This window comes from Parasaccharibacter sp. TMW2.1882 (genome assembly GCF_023337635.1).
Classification (GTDB): domain Bacteria; phylum Pseudomonadota; class Alphaproteobacteria; order Acetobacterales; family Acetobacteraceae; genus Bombella; species Bombella apis.
Map to the genome: position 1 here is coordinate 391,402 of NZ_NWUT01000001.1, position 15,744 is coordinate 407,145.

Sequence of the window (15,744 nt, forward strand, 5' to 3'; positions counted from 1 at the left end):
ATGGCTCACTCTGTAACGTCAGCTAACAGCACGCTCACCATCACGATCGGGGACTGGCGGGCCGCCACAGGTCTGGCCAGTCTCAACACGGCCCTGGGGGCCCTTTCCAGCCTTGTCAGCGTGCCTATTGAAGTCGAGCGCTATTCGGCCGACCTGATGTTCGATGCCTCTGAGCAGGAAATGGCAGAGGTGTTCAAGCCGATCGATGGCGGGGAACTGGCGGTCGGATGGATCGCATCTGGCGAAACGACCGTTCTTAACCTTCAGCTCATGGCAGATTCCCCGACTGTCAAGATTTTGCAGGACTTGGCCGCCGCCCAGAACCGAGGTCGTGAGACGTTCCGCATTGATGCTACGCTGGACAATATTGCCCAAGGGATGAGGTATGTCCTTTCTGGTGGAGTGTTCATGCGGACGCAGCCCCTCCCCTCGCACGGGAAGAGCCAGAACCCTCTTCGCTTCGGTTTCACCTTTGGGAGCTGCACCCCGCAGCCGATCGCATGAGACGTATTGAGCACTGGAGCCCGGCATCTGGCCGGGACACCGCAATCCGTTTCCGCATTACGGAAATGGATGCTTTCACCTGTGAGCAATGGGCCAGACGTGCGCTTGGGGTTGTAGCCCGCTCCCTATCCGGGCCGGATGACGCCCTGCTTTCCATGATGACAAGTTCCATCCGTGATGTGTTTGTGGCAGAGGAGCCAGAACCGGTAGCAGTCCCCAAGGATAGCGCATCACCTCGCACGGCTGAGGTGGTAGCCAATGAGATCGCCCGCCGGAAGGAGGAGGCTAACCAGAAGACGGAAGACAAGCGGGAAGATGCTCCCATGAATCTGGCTGCCCTCATTGGCTTGAGGGTTTTCCTGCAGCTTGGTCCAGATGAGCAGGACACGGTAATGACCCCGCTGCTTTCATGCTGTGATGTCCAGTGCGACGGCGATACATGGATGCCGGTGATTGAGGATGGAGCGATCCCCCGTCATGTTCGCAATCTCATCTCGGATGCATCGACCGTTGCCCGGCTCAAAGCCAAAGCGTTCGGCCTCCATGCCGATTTTTTTACACCCGCCGCCCGGTCGATTGCGGAGCGGATGATTCTGGCGGCGGAGATGAAGGCGATGGCTGGGCAGTCGCCCGGAACATCCCCCGCACCATCGCAGCCTGCATAAGCGCCAGGCTGGCCAGCCTGTATGAGCTCCAGACTGTATACGGGGTGAAAGACCTGTACGATCTGCTGGAAATTGCCAGCGTGCAGGCGGGGAATGAACGAAGAGCCCATCAGGCGGCGCAGAGGCAGGCGCAGCAATAAGGAGAGTCCCTGATGCCAGAAACTGACCATATAGCAGGCGTCAGCCTTGGCCTTGACCCGTCTGATTTTCTGGGTGGCTCTGCCAAGGCACAGGACGAGTTAGAGCGGCTGATCGCTTCCTTCATCCATGCCGCCCGTGAAGGCGACAAGACGGTCGAATCTCTGGCAAAAGCCTTGTCTGCTTCGCCCAAGGAAGTCTCAAACGCCTTGCGGGAGATGGACAAGCAGGACGCTGAAATGGAGCGAGTGGCGGCCCGGCGCAAGCGTTCCGCTGAACAGACCGCCAGACAGCAGCACCGCATCGAGATGGAGCGGCTGAAAGAGCGCGGGCAGGCCGTATTGAACCTCCGGGACAGCCTGCTTTCCCTGGCAGCCATATCCATCGGTGGCGGTGTGGGGATGGCCGGTGCTTATACCGCCATCAAAGGCGTTGCTCAGGAGGGTGCATCCGCCATATCTTTTGCCAGACGTACCGGGACAGACGCCCGGACGAACATAGGGGAAGAAAAGGGCGCAGAGCTTTCCGGGCTGTCAAACGCTGGTGAGGCCCGGTCTTCGATAGCGAACTGGAAAAGGGCGCAGACCCTCTTTGAGACAAAAGGCCAGATTACGGGGCCATATGAGCTTGTCCGTGATGCCGGGCTGGATTACAGCCAGCTGAAAGACATGCGGCATGATGAGTTTGTGCAGGCCGTCATCAAAGGCTATCGCCGCTTGCGATGGAATGATCGTCAGATTGCGTCCCGTCTTGAAGAGAGCGGGCTGACATCGGGCGGGTACACAGCCTTTGCTTTGGATAGCGATTCCTACCGCCGCTTCAATCGGGAGGGCGCAGAGCAGGCCGTCAATATCGACCCGCAGAAAGAGCTGCGAGAGGCACAGGCATTTGCCAGACTTGAAAACAGCGTGAGCACATTCCGCCGTCTGGTTGCTGATGACATGGAGCCTGTCATAGACAGCATGGGCAAAATGGTGGACAAGCTGGATGACATGGCCCAGAAGCACCCCGATGCCGTCAAAAATGCCGCCATCATTGCGGCTGGCCTGACGGGCATCGGGGCTATAATTGCCCTTCTGGCTCCAATCGGAGCCGTCGTGGGCAGCCTTAAAATGGCGGCCACGATCACATCCCTGAGAGCTGAACTGGCGGCCCTTGAAGCTGGCGCCGCTGGAGTGGCGGCAGGAGGATCAGGGGCAGCTGGCGCCGGGGCTGGAGTAGCGGCCGCCAGCAGGCTCTTGCCCCTACTCTCATTCCTGTCCCTCTCAGGTGACACGGAAGGAGGCGATGATCCGGCCAGAACGGAACGTGAAAAGCTGGTCCGGCACTATTGGGCTCGCAAACGGCCCGGCTCATGGAATACGTCTGATTTCAATGAGGATGAAGAGCGCCGCCTGATGCAGCGTGAAGGCTCCGGGCTGCCTGATAGGCAGCATATCGACATGGAGCGACTGCTGGATGCCGTTGCCCTGACCGAGAGTGGCGGCCAGAATGGGCTTGTCTCCAGGGCCGGCGCAAGAGGTGTATACCAGCTGATGCCGGATACGGCTGCATGGCTTGGGGTAAACCCTGATGACCCTGTGCAGGCCCGGGAGGGTGCGAGACGGCTTCTGGAGAAGCTGGAGCGGCATTATCACGGTGACACTGACAAGGCCCTGGCGGCTTATAACGGAGGCCAGGGGCACATTGACCAGATCGTGTCTCAGTTCGGGAACGATTGGCGTGCGCATCTCACAAGCATGGAAAACGCCCAGTATGCCAGAAAGGTAGCGGGTTTCTATGAGGATCAGCCCATCCCCCATAGGGAGCAAGCGGCCCCAAATAGCAGGGAAGAGCCTGTCGTACGGCAAGTGCAGCCAGAAGAGCGTGAAAGACGTCCACAACTTGCTCAAGAGTCTTGGCGTACCTTGGGGCCAGAAACCCCGAATGGGCAGCCCGTCTCATGGCAAATCAGCCAGAAACATCTCGATACGATCACCAATAACAACCGGGAGCTCTTCGAGAGCCTTTCTGCCGATTCCATAGGGGCAAGGGAGCGGCGGGATCATGGGACGCAGGGCAATCATCCTGCTCCTGTTGCCAGATATGAGGCCCCAATCGTAACCGCCTCCACGGCAAACCCACCCCCTCTTATAGTTCAGGTGCAGTCCAATGGGGAGCACAAGAAACATGAGACAAACATCAACATGAACATTACGGGTGTCACCGTCAGAACAGACAACGCCGATGACTTCCTTCGTTCAATGGCCAGAAAAGCGCAAAACGCCAGCAACAGGTCATTGCAATGGAACACGGGTCAAGGATAACACCATGAGCATCATTACAGCATTAGAGGGCAATGCCTTCGCTTCTGCCATCAGTGTCGGGCGGTCCTTTCTGGACGAGGCCGTGGGGTATCAGTGGGGTGTTTATACCAAAGAAGGGCAGAACCTGTTCCCTCTGGCAAAAATAACGGGAATGAGCCTGAACGCTACAGCGTCAGTTGCACAGGCCCCGCTGGAGGATGGGGGAATTGCATCTTATAATAAGGTTCTTTCCCCTCAGAAATGGCGAGTAAGCGCCGTTTTTATGCGGGATCCTCTTGGTGCGGCGGGCGATCAAAACAAGGTTTTTCAGAAAATAGAGGGGCTACGAAGTGAAGCCGATCTGCTAATCCTCAGGATGCCTGGCTATAAATCAACCTATGTCACACTAGAAGGGTATGAATTTGACCGCACATCTCAATCAGGATGTGACCTATTGATCGTTAAATTATCATTCCAAGAAGTGAGGATTACTGGCAAGAAACGCATTGTTACAAAAAGCGGGACGCCAATGGAACCTGATGATATGGGACATAAAATACCCCAGAGAATAGGGTGATTACTTGCCGCCGAGAGAGAAATCTATTGTGCGAACACCAGTGCCATTATGATCCAGAGACACAGGGAAATTTTCAGAAGACCAGCAGGCAGATGTCATGTATCTTTTTGCTTCGTTTAAAAAACTGTCATCGGTTCCTTTGCGATATGAAAAATTACATGAATCAGCGTGCCAATAATTATCCTTATCTTTCTGGAAATGGCATGTAGCCATCACGCTACCTTCATTTCCCAATTCTTGCGCCTCCTCCGGGTATTCCACATAATCGAATTGACATTTATGGGTAACGACTTGTGTATTAGCTATTGTCTCTTTGTGGCGCTCATCTTCTTCTCGCCTTGCCTTATCAATATCCCTCTGAGCAATCTTCCATCGACGGCGTTCATTTTCTCCCTCGATGGCTGAAAATGGTGGGATCGTGAGAGCGTCATGCTTCAACGCTTCTGGCTCGCAGATATGGTCGACCACCATACCTTCCCCATCGCCAGGAAAGAGACTCATTCCACCCTCCACGGCGTGGAAAACAGGGCGTGCAGACATGGCGCACCGTGATGATGGCTGATACTTCATCGCCCATGCCGCCCATCGTGCCGTTTCTGGATCAGCGCCGAACTGTTGAAAGATAAATCGTGTGTGCGATTCTTCGTAGGCGGTCCATTCAGCATCTGTCATTGGCGGTGCGGCATGGGCATATTGAACAGAGACGGCCAGAAAGATAGCGACAATGGCGATCTTTCTGTTTCTTTTCTTGGACATGTTCCCTCCACCATACGCTTCTCATATCGGAGCAATCATGACCCAATATGTCATCCCTGTCACGCCATCAGCACGCCAGACATTCGGGGTTACTCTTTCCGGGCAATCATGCACGGTCAATCTTGAATGGAGAGACGGATATGGAATGTTCCTGTCTCTGGATGTAGGGGGCAATCCGATTTGTGCCGGACGCATCTGTCTGGACAGGGTGCCGATCATCCGCCGGGTTGGCGCTGGCCTGCCCGGCGACCTTTTCTTTCAGGATACGCAAGGTAATGCCGATCCTCAGCCAGATGGATTGGGCAGTAGGTGGGAGCTAATTTATGACGACTCAGAATAGCGCTCCCGGAAAACTTCGGGCTCGGCTTCATGACGGACATTGGGCCTACCGCCAACTTGCCGTGGAGGTATACGTCCCGGCTGATACGCAGAAGTTTAACCCTCATGTGAAAGATGGGGCAAGCCCGTCCGCTCTGGCGGGCAAGACCATTCGCATGACGGGCTTTCGCTGTGAGGTGGACATTGAATGTTATGGCCAGCTTGATGGCGTGGCGGCTCAAATCAACATCACCAACGTGCCTCCAGACATCATGAACGCTGTGGCGGGATATTATGGACAGGATGGGCTTGTTTTCCAGCGGGTTAATGGCAATGACTTCCCGGAAGTCAGGCTATATGATGTAACTCAATATGGGCAGAAGCCTCTCGCCCGGAAAGCTACGAACGGCAAGAGTTCGGAAGATGGGCAAGGAAAACTCATTTATCGTGGTTATCTGACTAATGCGATAGCCAACATGGGTTCTATGCCAGACCCATTCTTGAGCATCCAGTCCAACAGCCTCTTGCCTATCCAGCTGCTCAAGGCGGAGGTCATTTCATACCGAGGGAGCGTCCCCACAATCACGGTTATAAAACAGATTGCCGATGCCATCGGGTACACTCTGGAAGACAGCGGGGTTAATACTGTCATGGTCAACCCTTATCTGACCGGCAATTATATCGACCAGCTCGACAAGATGGCCCGATATGGCGGTGATTTCAGTTATCTTCTTGAGGGGAAGACATTGGCTGTCTGGCCCAATGGGGGGTATCGAAAACGCTCTGAAGAAAGCTACGCAAAAATAAACAAGGGGAATGGCATGATCTATTCTCCTAGTTTTAATCGTTCTGGAGTTACTGTTAAAACGATATTTAGGTCAGACCTCCATTTTGGCGATAAAATCGAAATAGAAAGCGAGAGCCTGCCCAATGCAACGGGGCTTTACGCAATCCGGGCCATCTCTCACCATCTATCGTCAGAACTGCCAGAAGGGCTATGGGAGAGCCATATCGCTGCAACCTTCATGGTCGATAAAAATACACCGGTTGCCATTGCGAGGCACTCATGACGGAGTTAGCGCCAGGAAGTGCAACAAGAGGCGATCTTTACGGCGACAAAAATGGGCTAAGCTATGCTGTGCGACGGATAATTCATGGCGAATTGAACGCCATTTTCCCCGTTGTGGTCGTGTCTGTGGATGCGGGCGCGAAGCGTCTGGTGGTTTCTCCTCTTATCAATCAGGTGACGCCAGACAATCAGGATATTGGACATACCAATCTCCATGACATTCCATACGGCTACGAACAGGCCGGCGAGTGCGTCATCCAGATTGATCCGCAGGCAGGAGATGTCGGCATTGTGGTCTGTTCCTACCGTGATATTTCACGCCTGAAAGCGGCCCGCAAGGCTGGAACGCCTGCAACCATGCGTTGTTATGCATGGGAAGATGCCATCTACATCCGCACGCTCTGGACTGAGAAACCACCAGAAAATGTCATCTCGATCTCTCCAGAAGGGGGGATCACCCTAACAAGCCCTCACCCTGTTACCGTCAATGCTGATCTGCATGTGAATGGGGCGATCATGGCAAGCGGGGATGTGACCGGCGGGGGCATCAGTCTGGACAAGCATGTGCATGGCGGCGTGCAAACAGGCGGGAGCAACACTGGGGGACCGCAATAATGGAGCCAGACAATGGCAGACCTTCTTCTTAATACTGATTGGGACGTCTCGGCTGACAGATCAGGGAATATCGCCCTGGCCGGAGATGACTATTCCGTGGCTCAAGCCGTGGGGAATGAAATCAAGCTGATCCTTGGTGAGGGCTGGTACGATCCGAGCCAAGGTCTGCCCATATCCCGCATCCTGTCCAGTCCCGGTACGCCAGATTTTTCTCTTATCCGCAGCCTCATCAACGGGGCGGCTCAAGGAGTTCCGGGTGTCACCGACGCTGAAACCCTACTTTCTTATGACAGGGCGTCCCGTACCATAGGGGGGGATGTTCTGGTGACAACTGTTACGGGAGCGACGCTCAATGTCACAATCTGATACGAATGTGCCGCCCCCGGCCCTGACAGATTCCGGGTTCAAGGCACCAGCCCTCTCCGACATTCTCACCGGCACCATTGCCGATCTGCAAGCCGCCTTCTCCGGGCGGCTTTCTTTTTATGACAACAGCGGGAATCTCGAAACATCCCGTCCCCAGAGCCAGATTGCCATATCAGAGGCCGCCATCATCAACGATGTACATGCCGCCTTCCTCGCACTCATGGCCGGGGTGGACCCGCAGACTTCGTCTGGTGTGATGCAGGATGCCATCGGGCGCATCTACTTCATGGAGCGCCGGGCCGGAACACCAACCATAGTGACCGGCCTATGCCGTGGAGCACAGGGGACGGTTATCCCGTCCGGAACCGTGGTCCAGGATACGGCCGGCCAGACCTACACCGCCATGTCATCTGGGACCATCGGGGCGGACGGGACAGTCAGCATTGAGTTTTCCAATACTCAGAATGGCCCCATTCCGTGCCCAGCCTGGACGCTGACCCGGCTATATCAGATCATATCTGGCTGGGATTCCATAACCAACCCTGTGGCGGGATCGATCGGCCAGAATGTAGAAGACCGCGCGGATTTTGAAGCCCGACGACAGGCCAGCGTGGCGGCCAACAGCATCGGGCAGAATGCGTCCCTCATGGGGGCGCTGCTGGAGCTGCCCGGCGTGACGGATGCTTATGTGACGGACAATCCGGCACAGGCTCCGACAGTGCAGCAGGGCGTGACCATCCCGGCGGGGGCACAGTACATTCTGGTGGAAGGGGGCAACCCGCAGGACATCGGCCAGGCCATCCTGCACAAGAAGCCCCCGGGCATCCCCACCGTTGGCACCCAGATCGTCACGGTGCAGGACACCAACCCTGTTTATGCGGGCAACCAGCCATCATACTCGTTCCGCTATGACAGGCCGACGCCGGTTGCTGTCCATGTGGTCATGGAGATTGCGGCCTCGGATGCCGTGCCATCCAATGCGGCACAGCTCATCCAGCAGGCCATCGTGGCGTATCTGACAACCGGGGCCAACCGCATCCGGCTGGGCAGAACCGTCTATGCCTCCCGCCTTTCTGCCGTGGTGGACGGGCTGGGGGACTGGGCAGAAGTGCTCACCCTGTCCATCGGTACTGATGGCAATGCGGGCCAGAACAGGCTCACACTGCCGATCAACCAGCTTCCCACGGTGACGGCGGACACGATCAGCGTGCAGGTGGTGGCATGATCGACATACGGGAGACCATCCTCGCCCAGTATGCCAACAGCCCTGCCCTCACCGGCATCCTCGAGCGCTTCAATGCGGCGGTGGACCCGCAACGGTCTATCGAGACCTTCCTGCATGATGTCTGGAACCCGGCCACGGCCACGGGATGGGGGCTGGACGTGTGGGGGAGGATTGTTGGGGTCAACAGGGTCCAGAAAGTGGCGCAGCCCCAGTTTCTGGGGTTCGATGAGGCTGCGGACGGCTCTGATGCAGAACGTCCTTTCAATGAGGGGCTCTTCTATCACGGGGCGTCAATCACCGACAATTACGCCCTGACGGACGACGCTTTCCGGCAGCTGATTTACGCCAAGGCAGCAGCAAACATCTCCAGCGGATCCATCGCTGACATCAACCGCATCCTCATGATCCTCTTCGGTGACCGTGGCCTGATCTATCTGTCGGAGGGTGCCGCTTCGGGGGATTATCTGGGGTTCAGCGAGGCCGTGTCAGAAGACAGCCAGCCGCAGACCTTCAACAACGGCATCTTTTTCAACGCCTCATCTCTCGGAACGGCCACCGGCACCATGACAATCCGGCACAGCTGGGAGCTGTCCCCTCTGGACGCCACCCTGATTCAAAAGAGCGGGGCACTTCCCCGCCCGGCAGGCATTCACATCCTTTATCAGAGAGTTCATCTATCGTGAAACAGTCAGACACTACGCACCTGTTTGCTATCCCCTGGGCGTCTCAGGCGGACAGCTCCACCATTTCTACAATCCCTGCAACTACGGCTGAAACCGGCAGGGCGTCGATGGCGCTTGGCTTCCCTAAAGCCACCATGACGCCGCTTGCAGCGGGTGGCCTCCCCCCATACGGGGAGGACATGAACGGGATTCTGGCGATGCTTTCCATCGCTGCCCGGGCCTCCGAGGCTGGCCTCTTGCGGCCGTTTTCTGCCAATTTCGCAAATGCCATCGGGGGGTACCCAAGAGGGGCGACGGTGGCCCATCCATCTGCACAGGGCCGGTTCCTAATCTGCGTGCTGGATGGGAATACCAACGATCCCGGGAATAGCATGGCGGGCTGGGTTGACCCTCTGGCAGGGTTTCTGCCCGTCAGCAATCCCGCCGTGCAGGGCACGCTGACAACCGGATATATCAATGCGCCTAATAACGGCGGCCAGACCATGAACCTGTCGTACGGGCCGGGATTGGGAATGCATGCCGCTTTCCAGGGCGATGGGCGGCTTGTCATCTATAACGGGAGCCAGCCCTTCTTCATCCTGTCCCCTGATACGCTCGTCTTTAACGGGCAGCAGTTCGTTACGGCCTCCGATCTGGCCGCTGAGCGGGGACGTGCACAGGCGGCAGAGGCATCCCTTCTGCCCGCCACAAATCCCGCCGTGCAGGGCACGCTGACAACCGGATACATCAATGCGCCCAATAACGGCGGCCAGACCATGAACCTGTCGTACGGGCCGGGGCTGGCATACAGGGTTGCCCTGCAGAACGATGGCAACCTTGTCCTGTACAACGGCGACCGGCCCTTTCTGACGGTGTCCCCCACAATTCTGGCATTCAATGGCCAGCCAGTCGTTACAGTCTCAGCACTGTCGGCCGAAACAGCCAGAGCGCAGGCGGCAGAGAGTGCGCTTCTGCCCGTCAGCAATCCCGCCGTACAAGGCACGCTGACAACCGGATATATCAATGCGCCAGACAACGGGAATACCGCCCTGAATGTCGCATACGGGCCGGGGCTTGGATCCAGGGCCGCCTTCCAGAGTGATGGCAACCTTGTCCTTTATAACGGCGGGCAGCCGTTTTTAACGGCGTCACCCAAGGCGCTGACATTCAACGGGCAGGACGTTGTCACATCCGGCGGCCAAGGGCCCAAAAAAACGTATAATTTTGACGTCCAGGCTTCCCATGGGCAGCAGATTGATTTTCCGGAGCCGTTTTCTGGAGATGCTGTTTCTGTAGTGCCTGTCGCACAGGATACCGGGAATAACCGGATTCATATTGCAGCCTGGTTCCAAAAAAACAGAAACGGCTTCCAGATCAGTATCAATGTCTGGACCGGCTCCACGTGGGCAAACGAGACCGCTCAGGTGCCAGTTACAATTTCCGTAACAGGCCCGGCATGAAACAGGAGAATAAAATGAGTGAAAACGCTGCTGAAACCACCACAATCCAGGCCCCTGAGTACGTTGACTACGTGCCTCCGCTGATCAATTTCCTCTGCTATCGCACCAAGAAGTTGGGCTGGCAGCCAGAAGGGTGGGTAATCTGCGAGATGCAGGCCACTGACATCAGCCTGTGTCCCGAGATTGATGGTGCGACATGGGTGCGGGCACCGCAGGGGAAGTACAAGTCCGGTGATATTTTCAACCCGAAAAACCCCTGATCCCCCAGCCAGAATACGATGAGTACCAGCCGCCCATGAGGCGGTTTTTTATGTCTAGAGGATGAAAATGCCAGAGATTACCCGGGAGGAGTTCGAACAGCTCCGCACCCGTCATGAGCAGCTTGATGAGCGCCACGCCCAGACCCGTGAACGTGTCGCTGCCAGTGAGGCCGTACAGGACCAGCAGGGCGGGACCATCCAGCGCCTGCACGAGGAAATCGCCGATCTGGCCCGGGAACAGCGGGCCGGTATTGCCGCTTTGAGCGACCAAATACGGGCTACCAATTCATCCCGTTCCCGCACGCTCTATGCTGCAATTTCAGGCGGGGGAGCCGTTGGCGGGGCCGTGGCTTGCGGCCTTTATCAGCTTGTCCACACGCTCTACCCCCACTTCTTCGGAGGCTGATGACCATGCCCCAGACACCCACCAGGCCACCCCGTGGCATCCGCAACAACAATCCGGGCAACCTCAACTTCGCCCATCAGCCCGGCGCCGTTCTGGAACCTGCTGGCCCGGGCATCACGCCCCGCTTCGCCCGCTTCCCCACGCCAGAAGCGGGTCTGGGCGCCCTGCGTGACCAGCTCTGCCGTTACATGGTACGGGATGGCATCGACACGGTAACGGGCATCATCAGCAAGTGGGCACCACCATCCGAAAACAACACGGCGGCTTATATCCGGGGCGTGGCGCACGTTCTGGGGGTCGAGCCTGATGCGACGCTCGGCCTTCCGACACCCGGCCTGATTGCTGGTCTGATGCGGGCGATCATCCGCTTTGAAAATGGCCAGAACCCTTATGGGGCGCTGGTCGAGCAGGTTGCCGCCACATTGCCCCCGGCCCCGTCACAGGGCACAGCGAGGGCATCGTGACGCCCTGCGCCACCCGGTCGCTCTATCCGGCGCAAATGGCCACAATCCAGGGGTGGCCCGCCAAAAGCCGGGGCGATGCGCTAGATTACAGCCTCTATCTGGCCCCCTTCTGCTGCGACCAGGGCGAAACAGTCATCCGTCTGACCGTGGACGTGCCGGAGAGCACCGGCCTGACCCTCCTCTGGTCCGCTCTGTCCCCTGACATGGCAACGGTCGGGCTACAGGGCGGCACGGCGGGGCAGCAGGCCGTCACCCTGACACTGGAGACCAGCATGGGCCGCCGGTACGTCCGCACCGTGCAGGTCACGGTTCTGGATGATGGCGGCTCCGTGGATGGCGTGCGGTCCAGCCTGACCCCGCCCGATGGGGGTGCAGTGCACCCCCCCAATCTTACCCTGCCAGACGGGAGGATACTCACGCTATGAGCAGCCAGACAGTCACGACAGAGGGCGGCCGTGTCAGCGTGACGGATCTCCCGGCCCTCCAGGCACCCAGTCAGGATGACAGGGTGATGGGCCTCCAGAATGGATCTGTAGGCCTGTTTCAGGCCGGGGCGTTCATGGGCAACCATCAGCAGCCAGACCTGTCTGCCTACGCCACGACTGCAGCCGTGACACAGGCGGTATCGTCTGAGAAGAGCGAGCGTCAGGATGCCGATGATGCGCTTTTGCAGCGGATCTCCGGTCTGGCATCGCAGGACGCCCTGAAAGCGGAGGCGCAGACCCGCTCTGATGCGGATGCGGCCCTCAGCAACCGGGTTGGAGCGGTTGAGAAGACGGTGGCGGCCTTTCCCTCTGGCGGGGGAGCAGGAGTACCATCAGGCGGCACCACGGCCAGCAATGTGATCGGATATTACGATGACGGGACGGGTTTCAAAAAGAAAGATCCGACAGTCCTGTTCATGACGGTCCGTTCTGGTGGGGGGGCAGGGAATCAAGGCAGCCTCACCTTCCCTGACGGCATCGAGTTTCTGGACGTTCCATACGTCCGGGTGCAGGGGGCCGACCTGAACGCCTCTGATTTCCAGAGCGGATCAGGGATCACCCCTTATGACGGAAGCGCCGGGGGATCTCCGGGCTGGGTTTCCGTCACGAAAACAGGCCTCACCTACCGCCATCCCGGCGGTTGGCCGGGCTGGACAACCGAGTTCATGACATTTCTCATCATCGGTTTTTTGAAAGGGCAGTAAATGGCAGATCAGATTGTCAATGCCGGAAACGGCGATTTCATCAACCTGGGCGACCCGACCGACACCGATCAGGTCTACACGACCGGGCAGCGCCAGATCAGTACGGATGCGCAGAACGAAATGCGGAAATATCCGGTTCTGGTGCTGGTGGATCTCCAGAACCGAGGCGGCCCGCAGACAAGGGCCTACCTAGAGGCTCTGAAAGAGCTGGCAGCCAGCCAGCGCATCTATGGCCACTGGCCGAAGCTCCCGGCCCGCATCGAAGACTGAGACGAAACCTTTTCAGCCTTTTCCCCCTTTATACGAAACTCGCATCTCCCTGTTTCGTATTCATGGCCGCCTCCGGGCGGTTTTTTCATGTCTGGAGACAGAAATGGACCTTGATGCCTTCCTCGACACCCTCCCCGCTGCATGGTGGCCCTATGCCGCATCGGCCATCGTGGCCTGCAATCTGGTGACCGTGTTTGTCCGGCCGCCAGCGTCCGGCTCCCGGTGGGTGCTGCCCTACCGCATCATCTCTGCTTTGGCCCTCAACATCGGTTGGGCCGCCAACCATGTCCGACCGGGCCAGAACAAGGCCGGTTGACTGGACACCTCACAAACAAAGGAAATCACCATGACTGACACAAACGCTACCCTGTCCACCGTATTCGGCGGCATTGAGACCCTCATCACCAACGCCCTGGGCGACCATGAAAGCGCCGCTACCCGTGCCCGCATCCATGCCGCCACGTCCGCCCTCTCTGCCGTGGGCAGCATCCTTGAGCCGCTTCTGGCTGACCATCTGGACGCACAGGGCCTGATTTCGGGCCTGTCACAGGTCGAACAGGGCGCCCAGCAGATTGAGCAGGGCATTGAGGATGTTCTGGCCGCCGTCCGCAAGAAGGGCGCACCCATCCCCACAGTGGCCCCCTCTTCTTCCAGCACCGGAGGGATCGGCTGAAACAAAAAGGGCCGGGGAGTCCCTGGCCCATCATTGCCGATCACCCCGCAAAATGGAGGAAGCCATGAGCCCCTATTTCGTCGGCGGCCTCACCATGACCGTCATCGCCTTCATTCTCACCCTGATCTGGTATGCGAACCGGGCCGGGCGTAACGCTGCCCGTGTACGGTCCGAGCGGCAGGGCGCCGCCACGGCCAATGAGGAAGCCGCTGCCTCCCAGCGTGCCCTCAATGCCCGCACGAACGGCATCCGCAGCAACAATGAGCTGCTGGGGACGCTCGACAAGGGAGAGTTCTGATGCGGGAGCAGAGCACAGTTCTTTATCTGGCAGGGGCAGCGCTCTTGGCGGCGTTCGTGGCCGCCATGCTGGGAGGCTGCACCCCTACCCCAGTCCGGCTCATCTGTCCGCCTCTGGTACAGTACAGCCCGCAGGAACAGGCGGTTCTGGCCGCAGAGCTACGGGCTCATCCTGATCTGCGGGAGGTTCCCGTGTTCCTGACAGACTACGGGAATGAGCGGGCAGAGTGCAGGGCGCTGCATACAAAGAAGACCGGTGGGTAGCCACCGGTCATTACTTTCATCGACTCATTATTTTTTATAATAAATCCGACTTTTATAATGGCGCATTAGCTCCAACCAGGCTTCTTCATTAGGCTCAATCTCCTCTCGATCCTCCTCCATACGCTCAGCATTTGCTTCTAAATCCTCCCCCAATTTACGCAAAATAGTCCCCAATACGCCAGGGTGTTGACCAATATTTGCATAAACTAATCCAAGAATTGAGCTATAAATATTTACGTTAAAATCTCGCATACCATCATCCTGCCTAAGGTGCCCATCGTCATCAATCCAAAATCTGTCAGCATAATCCGACCCCAACATCTCGAGGGCGTATTCGGCTGCCTCTCGTTCGGTTGCAAAAGTCTTAACAAAAATATCTTCGTTGAACGACGTATCAAGAATGTACATTACTGGCCTCCTATTTCTCTCAATCAACTGTTTTATGGTAGCCCCGGCGACCGGGGCTTCCCTTACTTAACCTTCTTGATCTCAATTTTCCCATCGAGGCAGCCCCAAAATGCTGCCTTCAATTCGCTATTCTCGTTGAGATTGAGGCCGGACATTAGGGATGGCGCATATTTATTCAGAAGGCTGATGCCGTCCCGCCATGAATTGCCGCCCTCGAGTCCGCCCAGCGCCTCACCGTTGTTATACCCGCTGACCAGCGCCGTCAGCGTCTCGGCCAGTGCGAAAGGCAGGCCATCACCAATCTGCTCATCATTTCTGTCATTGAGATAGGCGGCTGCCATTGCGAGGGTTTCGTGGGCTGAAATAACGTTCCTGACGGCCTGTGTAAGAGCCAGGAAGCGGTCACGAACCTCGTCATCCATCGCTTTGAGGAAAGCTTGGGCCCGCTTGTTGGCCTCTGTCTTGGGAGCAGAGCAGAAATCAGAGATAAATCCGCTGATCGTTGTGAGGGACTGCGTAGCTGTTGCGTAGATGGCGTTCATTGTTTTTCTCCTATTCACCTAGGGGCCTATCCCCTGTGGTGTGATTCTGTTGTATACCGATAGTATACAGAGCGCAAGAGGTTTTTTAAAAATAATCCAAAAAAACCATAGAGGCCGCAATTCTGTAGGAACTGACCCCCATAAAACCGTGCTCTCTAGCCTCCGAATCAGTCGCCACATCAGGAACGGGCCAACTCTGTTCAGCCGCCCAGTCTCTCATTCTATCGTAATAATCACGCAGAGAATCGATCACGCCGGAGGGCACTACCCTATCCCCCGAGCACCATAATTTAACGGTGATCTGACTGAAGCCTAGCAATTCCCCGGCCTG

The 15,744-nt window shown here is 57.3% G+C and carries 24 protein-coding genes; 21 read left to right on the forward strand and 3 right to left on the reverse strand.

Going from position 1 to position 15,744, the window contains the following annotated elements:
• The 4 genes from CO583_RS01855 to CO583_RS01870 all read left to right on the forward strand — a co-directional run bounded on the left by CO583_RS01855 (window position 1) and on the right by CO583_RS01870 (window position 4,169).
• On the forward strand, window positions 1-504 hold the full coding sequence (locus CO583_RS01855) for a phage tail fiber protein (protein ID WP_249103048.1): 504 nt from the start codon (window positions 1-3) through the stop codon (window positions 502-504).
• Window positions 501-1,169: a hypothetical protein gene (locus CO583_RS01860; protein WP_249103050.1), complete on the forward strand. Its 669-nt coding sequence runs from the start codon at window positions 501-503 to the stop codon at window positions 1,167-1,169. Before CO583_RS01855 ends, CO583_RS01860 begins: the two co-directional genes overlap by 4 nt.
• A 152-nt stretch (window positions 1,170-1,321) precedes the next feature.
• On the forward strand, window positions 1,322-3,613 hold the full coding sequence (locus CO583_RS01865) for a lytic transglycosylase domain-containing protein (protein WP_249103052.1): 2,292 nt from the start codon (window positions 1,322-1,324) through the stop codon (window positions 3,611-3,613).
• A gap of 4 nt (window positions 3,614-3,617) precedes the next feature.
• Window positions 3,618-4,169, forward strand: coding sequence for a phage baseplate protein (locus tag CO583_RS01870; RefSeq protein WP_249103054.1), 552 nt, complete (start codon window positions 3,618-3,620; stop codon window positions 4,167-4,169).
• Here CO583_RS01870 and CO583_RS01875 read toward each other — a convergent pair whose 3' ends face one another.
• On the reverse strand, window positions 4,170-4,925 hold the full coding sequence (locus CO583_RS01875) for a hypothetical protein (RefSeq protein WP_249103056.1): 756 nt from the start codon (window positions 4,923-4,925) through the stop codon (window positions 4,170-4,172).
• Between the two features lie 37 nt (window positions 4,926-4,962).
• Here CO583_RS01875 and CO583_RS09260 point away from each other — a divergent pair, with 37 nt between their 5' ends.
• The 17 genes from CO583_RS09260 to CO583_RS01960 all read left to right on the forward strand — a co-directional run bounded on the left by CO583_RS09260 (window position 4,963) and on the right by CO583_RS01960 (window position 14,463).
• Window positions 4,963-5,265: a phage baseplate plug protein gene (locus CO583_RS09260; RefSeq protein WP_408902080.1), complete on the forward strand. Its 303-nt coding sequence runs from the start codon at window positions 4,963-4,965 to the stop codon at window positions 5,263-5,265.
• On the forward strand, window positions 5,249-6,313 hold the full coding sequence (locus CO583_RS01885; protein WP_249103062.1) for a baseplate hub protein: 1,065 nt from the start codon (window positions 5,249-5,251) through the stop codon (window positions 6,311-6,313). The genes CO583_RS09260 and CO583_RS01885 overlap by 17 nt, the downstream gene beginning before the upstream one ends.
• Complete coding sequence (locus CO583_RS01890; RefSeq protein WP_249103064.1) at window positions 6,310-6,927, forward strand: Gp138 family membrane-puncturing spike protein; 618 nt, start codon at window positions 6,310-6,312, stop codon at window positions 6,925-6,927. Before CO583_RS01885 ends, CO583_RS01890 begins: the two co-directional genes overlap by 4 nt.
• 12 nt (window positions 6,928-6,939) lie before the next feature.
• Window positions 6,940-7,293: a hypothetical protein gene (locus CO583_RS01895; protein WP_249103066.1), complete on the forward strand. Its 354-nt coding sequence runs from the start codon at window positions 6,940-6,942 to the stop codon at window positions 7,291-7,293.
• Window positions 7,280-8,518, forward strand: a complete 1,239-nt coding sequence (locus CO583_RS01900; RefSeq protein WP_249103069.1) for a baseplate J/gp47 family protein — start codon at window positions 7,280-7,282, stop codon at window positions 8,516-8,518. The genes CO583_RS01895 and CO583_RS01900 overlap by 14 nt, the downstream gene beginning before the upstream one ends.
• Window positions 8,515-9,201: a DUF2612 domain-containing protein gene (locus CO583_RS01905; RefSeq protein ID WP_249103071.1), complete on the forward strand. Its 687-nt coding sequence runs from the start codon at window positions 8,515-8,517 to the stop codon at window positions 9,199-9,201. Before CO583_RS01900 ends, CO583_RS01905 begins: the two co-directional genes overlap by 4 nt.
• Before the next feature lie 107 nt (window positions 9,202-9,308).
• On the forward strand, window positions 9,309-10,640 hold the full coding sequence (locus CO583_RS01910; RefSeq protein WP_249103074.1) for a hypothetical protein: 1,332 nt from the start codon (window positions 9,309-9,311) through the stop codon (window positions 10,638-10,640).
• 14 nt (window positions 10,641-10,654) lie between these two features.
• Window positions 10,655-10,900 carry a hypothetical protein gene (locus CO583_RS01915; RefSeq protein ID WP_249103075.1) on the forward strand — a complete coding sequence of 82 codons (246 nt, stop codon included), beginning with the start codon at window positions 10,655-10,657 and terminating at the stop codon, window positions 10,898-10,900.
• Between the two features lie 67 nt (window positions 10,901-10,967).
• Entirely contained in the window at window positions 10,968-11,306 is a 339-nt protein-coding gene (locus CO583_RS01920; RefSeq protein WP_249103078.1) for a hypothetical protein, read from the forward strand.
• A 5-nt stretch (window positions 11,307-11,311) separates the two neighbouring features.
• Complete coding sequence (locus CO583_RS01925) at window positions 11,312-11,770, forward strand: structural protein P5 (RefSeq protein ID WP_249103079.1); 459 nt, start codon at window positions 11,312-11,314, stop codon at window positions 11,768-11,770.
• Complete coding sequence (locus CO583_RS01930) at window positions 11,767-12,195, forward strand: hypothetical protein (RefSeq protein ID WP_249103081.1); 429 nt, start codon at window positions 11,767-11,769, stop codon at window positions 12,193-12,195. The genes CO583_RS01925 and CO583_RS01930 overlap by 4 nt, the downstream gene beginning before the upstream one ends.
• Window positions 12,192-12,959, forward strand: a complete 768-nt coding sequence (locus tag CO583_RS01935; protein WP_249103083.1) for a hypothetical protein — start codon at window positions 12,192-12,194, stop codon at window positions 12,957-12,959. Before CO583_RS01930 ends, CO583_RS01935 begins: the two co-directional genes overlap by 4 nt.
• A complete protein-coding gene (locus CO583_RS01940; protein WP_249103085.1) occupies window positions 12,960-13,229 on the forward strand; it encodes a hypothetical protein in 270 nt (89 codons plus the stop codon).
• A gap of 103 nt (window positions 13,230-13,332) precedes the next feature.
• Window positions 13,333-13,545 (forward strand): hypothetical protein, encoded by a 213-nt coding sequence (locus CO583_RS01945; protein ID WP_249103087.1) that lies wholly within the window; start codon window positions 13,333-13,335, stop codon window positions 13,543-13,545.
• A gap of 30 nt (window positions 13,546-13,575) precedes the next feature.
• Complete coding sequence (locus CO583_RS01950; RefSeq protein ID WP_154981184.1) at window positions 13,576-13,902, forward strand: hypothetical protein; 327 nt, start codon at window positions 13,576-13,578, stop codon at window positions 13,900-13,902.
• A gap of 64 nt (window positions 13,903-13,966) precedes the next feature.
• Complete coding sequence (locus CO583_RS01955) at window positions 13,967-14,200, forward strand: hypothetical protein (protein ID WP_249103090.1); 234 nt, start codon at window positions 13,967-13,969, stop codon at window positions 14,198-14,200.
• Complete coding sequence (locus CO583_RS01960) at window positions 14,200-14,463, forward strand: hypothetical protein (RefSeq protein ID WP_249103092.1); 264 nt, start codon at window positions 14,200-14,202, stop codon at window positions 14,461-14,463. Before CO583_RS01955 ends, CO583_RS01960 begins: the two co-directional genes overlap by 1 nt.
• A gap of 27 nt (window positions 14,464-14,490) precedes the next feature.
• Here CO583_RS01960 and CO583_RS01965 read toward each other — a convergent pair whose 3' ends face one another.
• Window positions 14,491-14,871, reverse strand: a complete 381-nt coding sequence (locus CO583_RS01965) for a hypothetical protein (RefSeq protein ID WP_249103094.1) — start codon at window positions 14,869-14,871, stop codon at window positions 14,491-14,493.
• A gap of 62 nt (window positions 14,872-14,933) precedes the next feature.
• Window positions 14,934-15,413, reverse strand: a complete 480-nt coding sequence (locus tag CO583_RS01970; RefSeq protein WP_249103096.1) for a hypothetical protein — start codon at window positions 15,411-15,413, stop codon at window positions 14,934-14,936.
• Between the last annotated feature and the right edge of the window lie 331 nt (window positions 15,414-15,744).

Coding starts and splice junctions, on each gene's coding strand:
- CO583_RS01895 (WP_249103066.1), top strand. CDS start 6,940: ATGGCAGACCTTCTTCTTAATACTGATTGGGACGTCTCGGCTGACAGA.
- CO583_RS01890 (WP_249103064.1), top strand. CDS start 6,310: ATGACGGAGTTAGCGCCAGGAAGTGCAACAAGAGGCGATCTTTACGGC.
- CO583_RS01875 (WP_249103056.1), bottom strand. CDS start 4,925: ATGTCCAAGAAAAGAAACAGAAAGATCGCCATTGTCGCTATCTTTCTG.
- CO583_RS01955 (WP_249103090.1), top strand. CDS start 13,967: ATGAGCCCCTATTTCGTCGGCGGCCTCACCATGACCGTCATCGCCTTC.
- CO583_RS01855 (WP_249103048.1), top strand. CDS start 1: ATGGCTCACTCTGTAACGTCAGCTAACAGCACGCTCACCATCACGATC.
- CO583_RS01905 (WP_249103071.1), top strand. CDS start 8,515: ATGATCGACATACGGGAGACCATCCTCGCCCAGTATGCCAACAGCCCT.
- CO583_RS01920 (WP_249103078.1), top strand. CDS start 10,968: ATGCCAGAGATTACCCGGGAGGAGTTCGAACAGCTCCGCACCCGTCAT.
- CO583_RS01865 (WP_249103052.1), top strand. CDS start 1,322: ATGCCAGAAACTGACCATATAGCAGGCGTCAGCCTTGGCCTTGACCCG.
- CO583_RS01970 (WP_249103096.1), bottom strand. CDS start 15,413: ATGAACGCCATCTACGCAACAGCTACGCAGTCCCTCACAACGATCAGC.
- CO583_RS01950 (WP_154981184.1), top strand. CDS start 13,576: ATGACTGACACAAACGCTACCCTGTCCACCGTATTCGGCGGCATTGAG.
- CO583_RS09260 (WP_408902080.1), top strand. CDS start 4,963: ATGACCCAATATGTCATCCCTGTCACGCCATCAGCACGCCAGACATTC.
- CO583_RS01960 (WP_249103092.1), top strand. CDS start 14,200: ATGCGGGAGCAGAGCACAGTTCTTTATCTGGCAGGGGCAGCGCTCTTG.
- CO583_RS01915 (WP_249103075.1), top strand. CDS start 10,655: ATGAGTGAAAACGCTGCTGAAACCACCACAATCCAGGCCCCTGAGTAC.
- CO583_RS01965 (WP_249103094.1), bottom strand. CDS start 14,871: ATGTACATTCTTGATACGTCGTTCAACGAAGATATTTTTGTTAAGACT.
- CO583_RS01900 (WP_249103069.1), top strand. CDS start 7,280: ATGTCACAATCTGATACGAATGTGCCGCCCCCGGCCCTGACAGATTCC.
- CO583_RS01870 (WP_249103054.1), top strand. CDS start 3,618: ATGAGCATCATTACAGCATTAGAGGGCAATGCCTTCGCTTCTGCCATC.
- CO583_RS01945 (WP_249103087.1), top strand. CDS start 13,333: ATGGACCTTGATGCCTTCCTCGACACCCTCCCCGCTGCATGGTGGCCC.
- CO583_RS01910 (WP_249103074.1), top strand. CDS start 9,309: ATGGCGCTTGGCTTCCCTAAAGCCACCATGACGCCGCTTGCAGCGGGT.
- CO583_RS01935 (WP_249103083.1), top strand. CDS start 12,192: ATGAGCAGCCAGACAGTCACGACAGAGGGCGGCCGTGTCAGCGTGACG.
- CO583_RS01925 (WP_249103079.1), top strand. CDS start 11,312: ATGCCCCAGACACCCACCAGGCCACCCCGTGGCATCCGCAACAACAAT.
- CO583_RS01940 (WP_249103085.1), top strand. CDS start 12,960: ATGGCAGATCAGATTGTCAATGCCGGAAACGGCGATTTCATCAACCTG.
- CO583_RS01885 (WP_249103062.1), top strand. CDS start 5,249: ATGACGACTCAGAATAGCGCTCCCGGAAAACTTCGGGCTCGGCTTCAT.
- CO583_RS01860 (WP_249103050.1), top strand. CDS start 501: ATGAGACGTATTGAGCACTGGAGCCCGGCATCTGGCCGGGACACCGCA.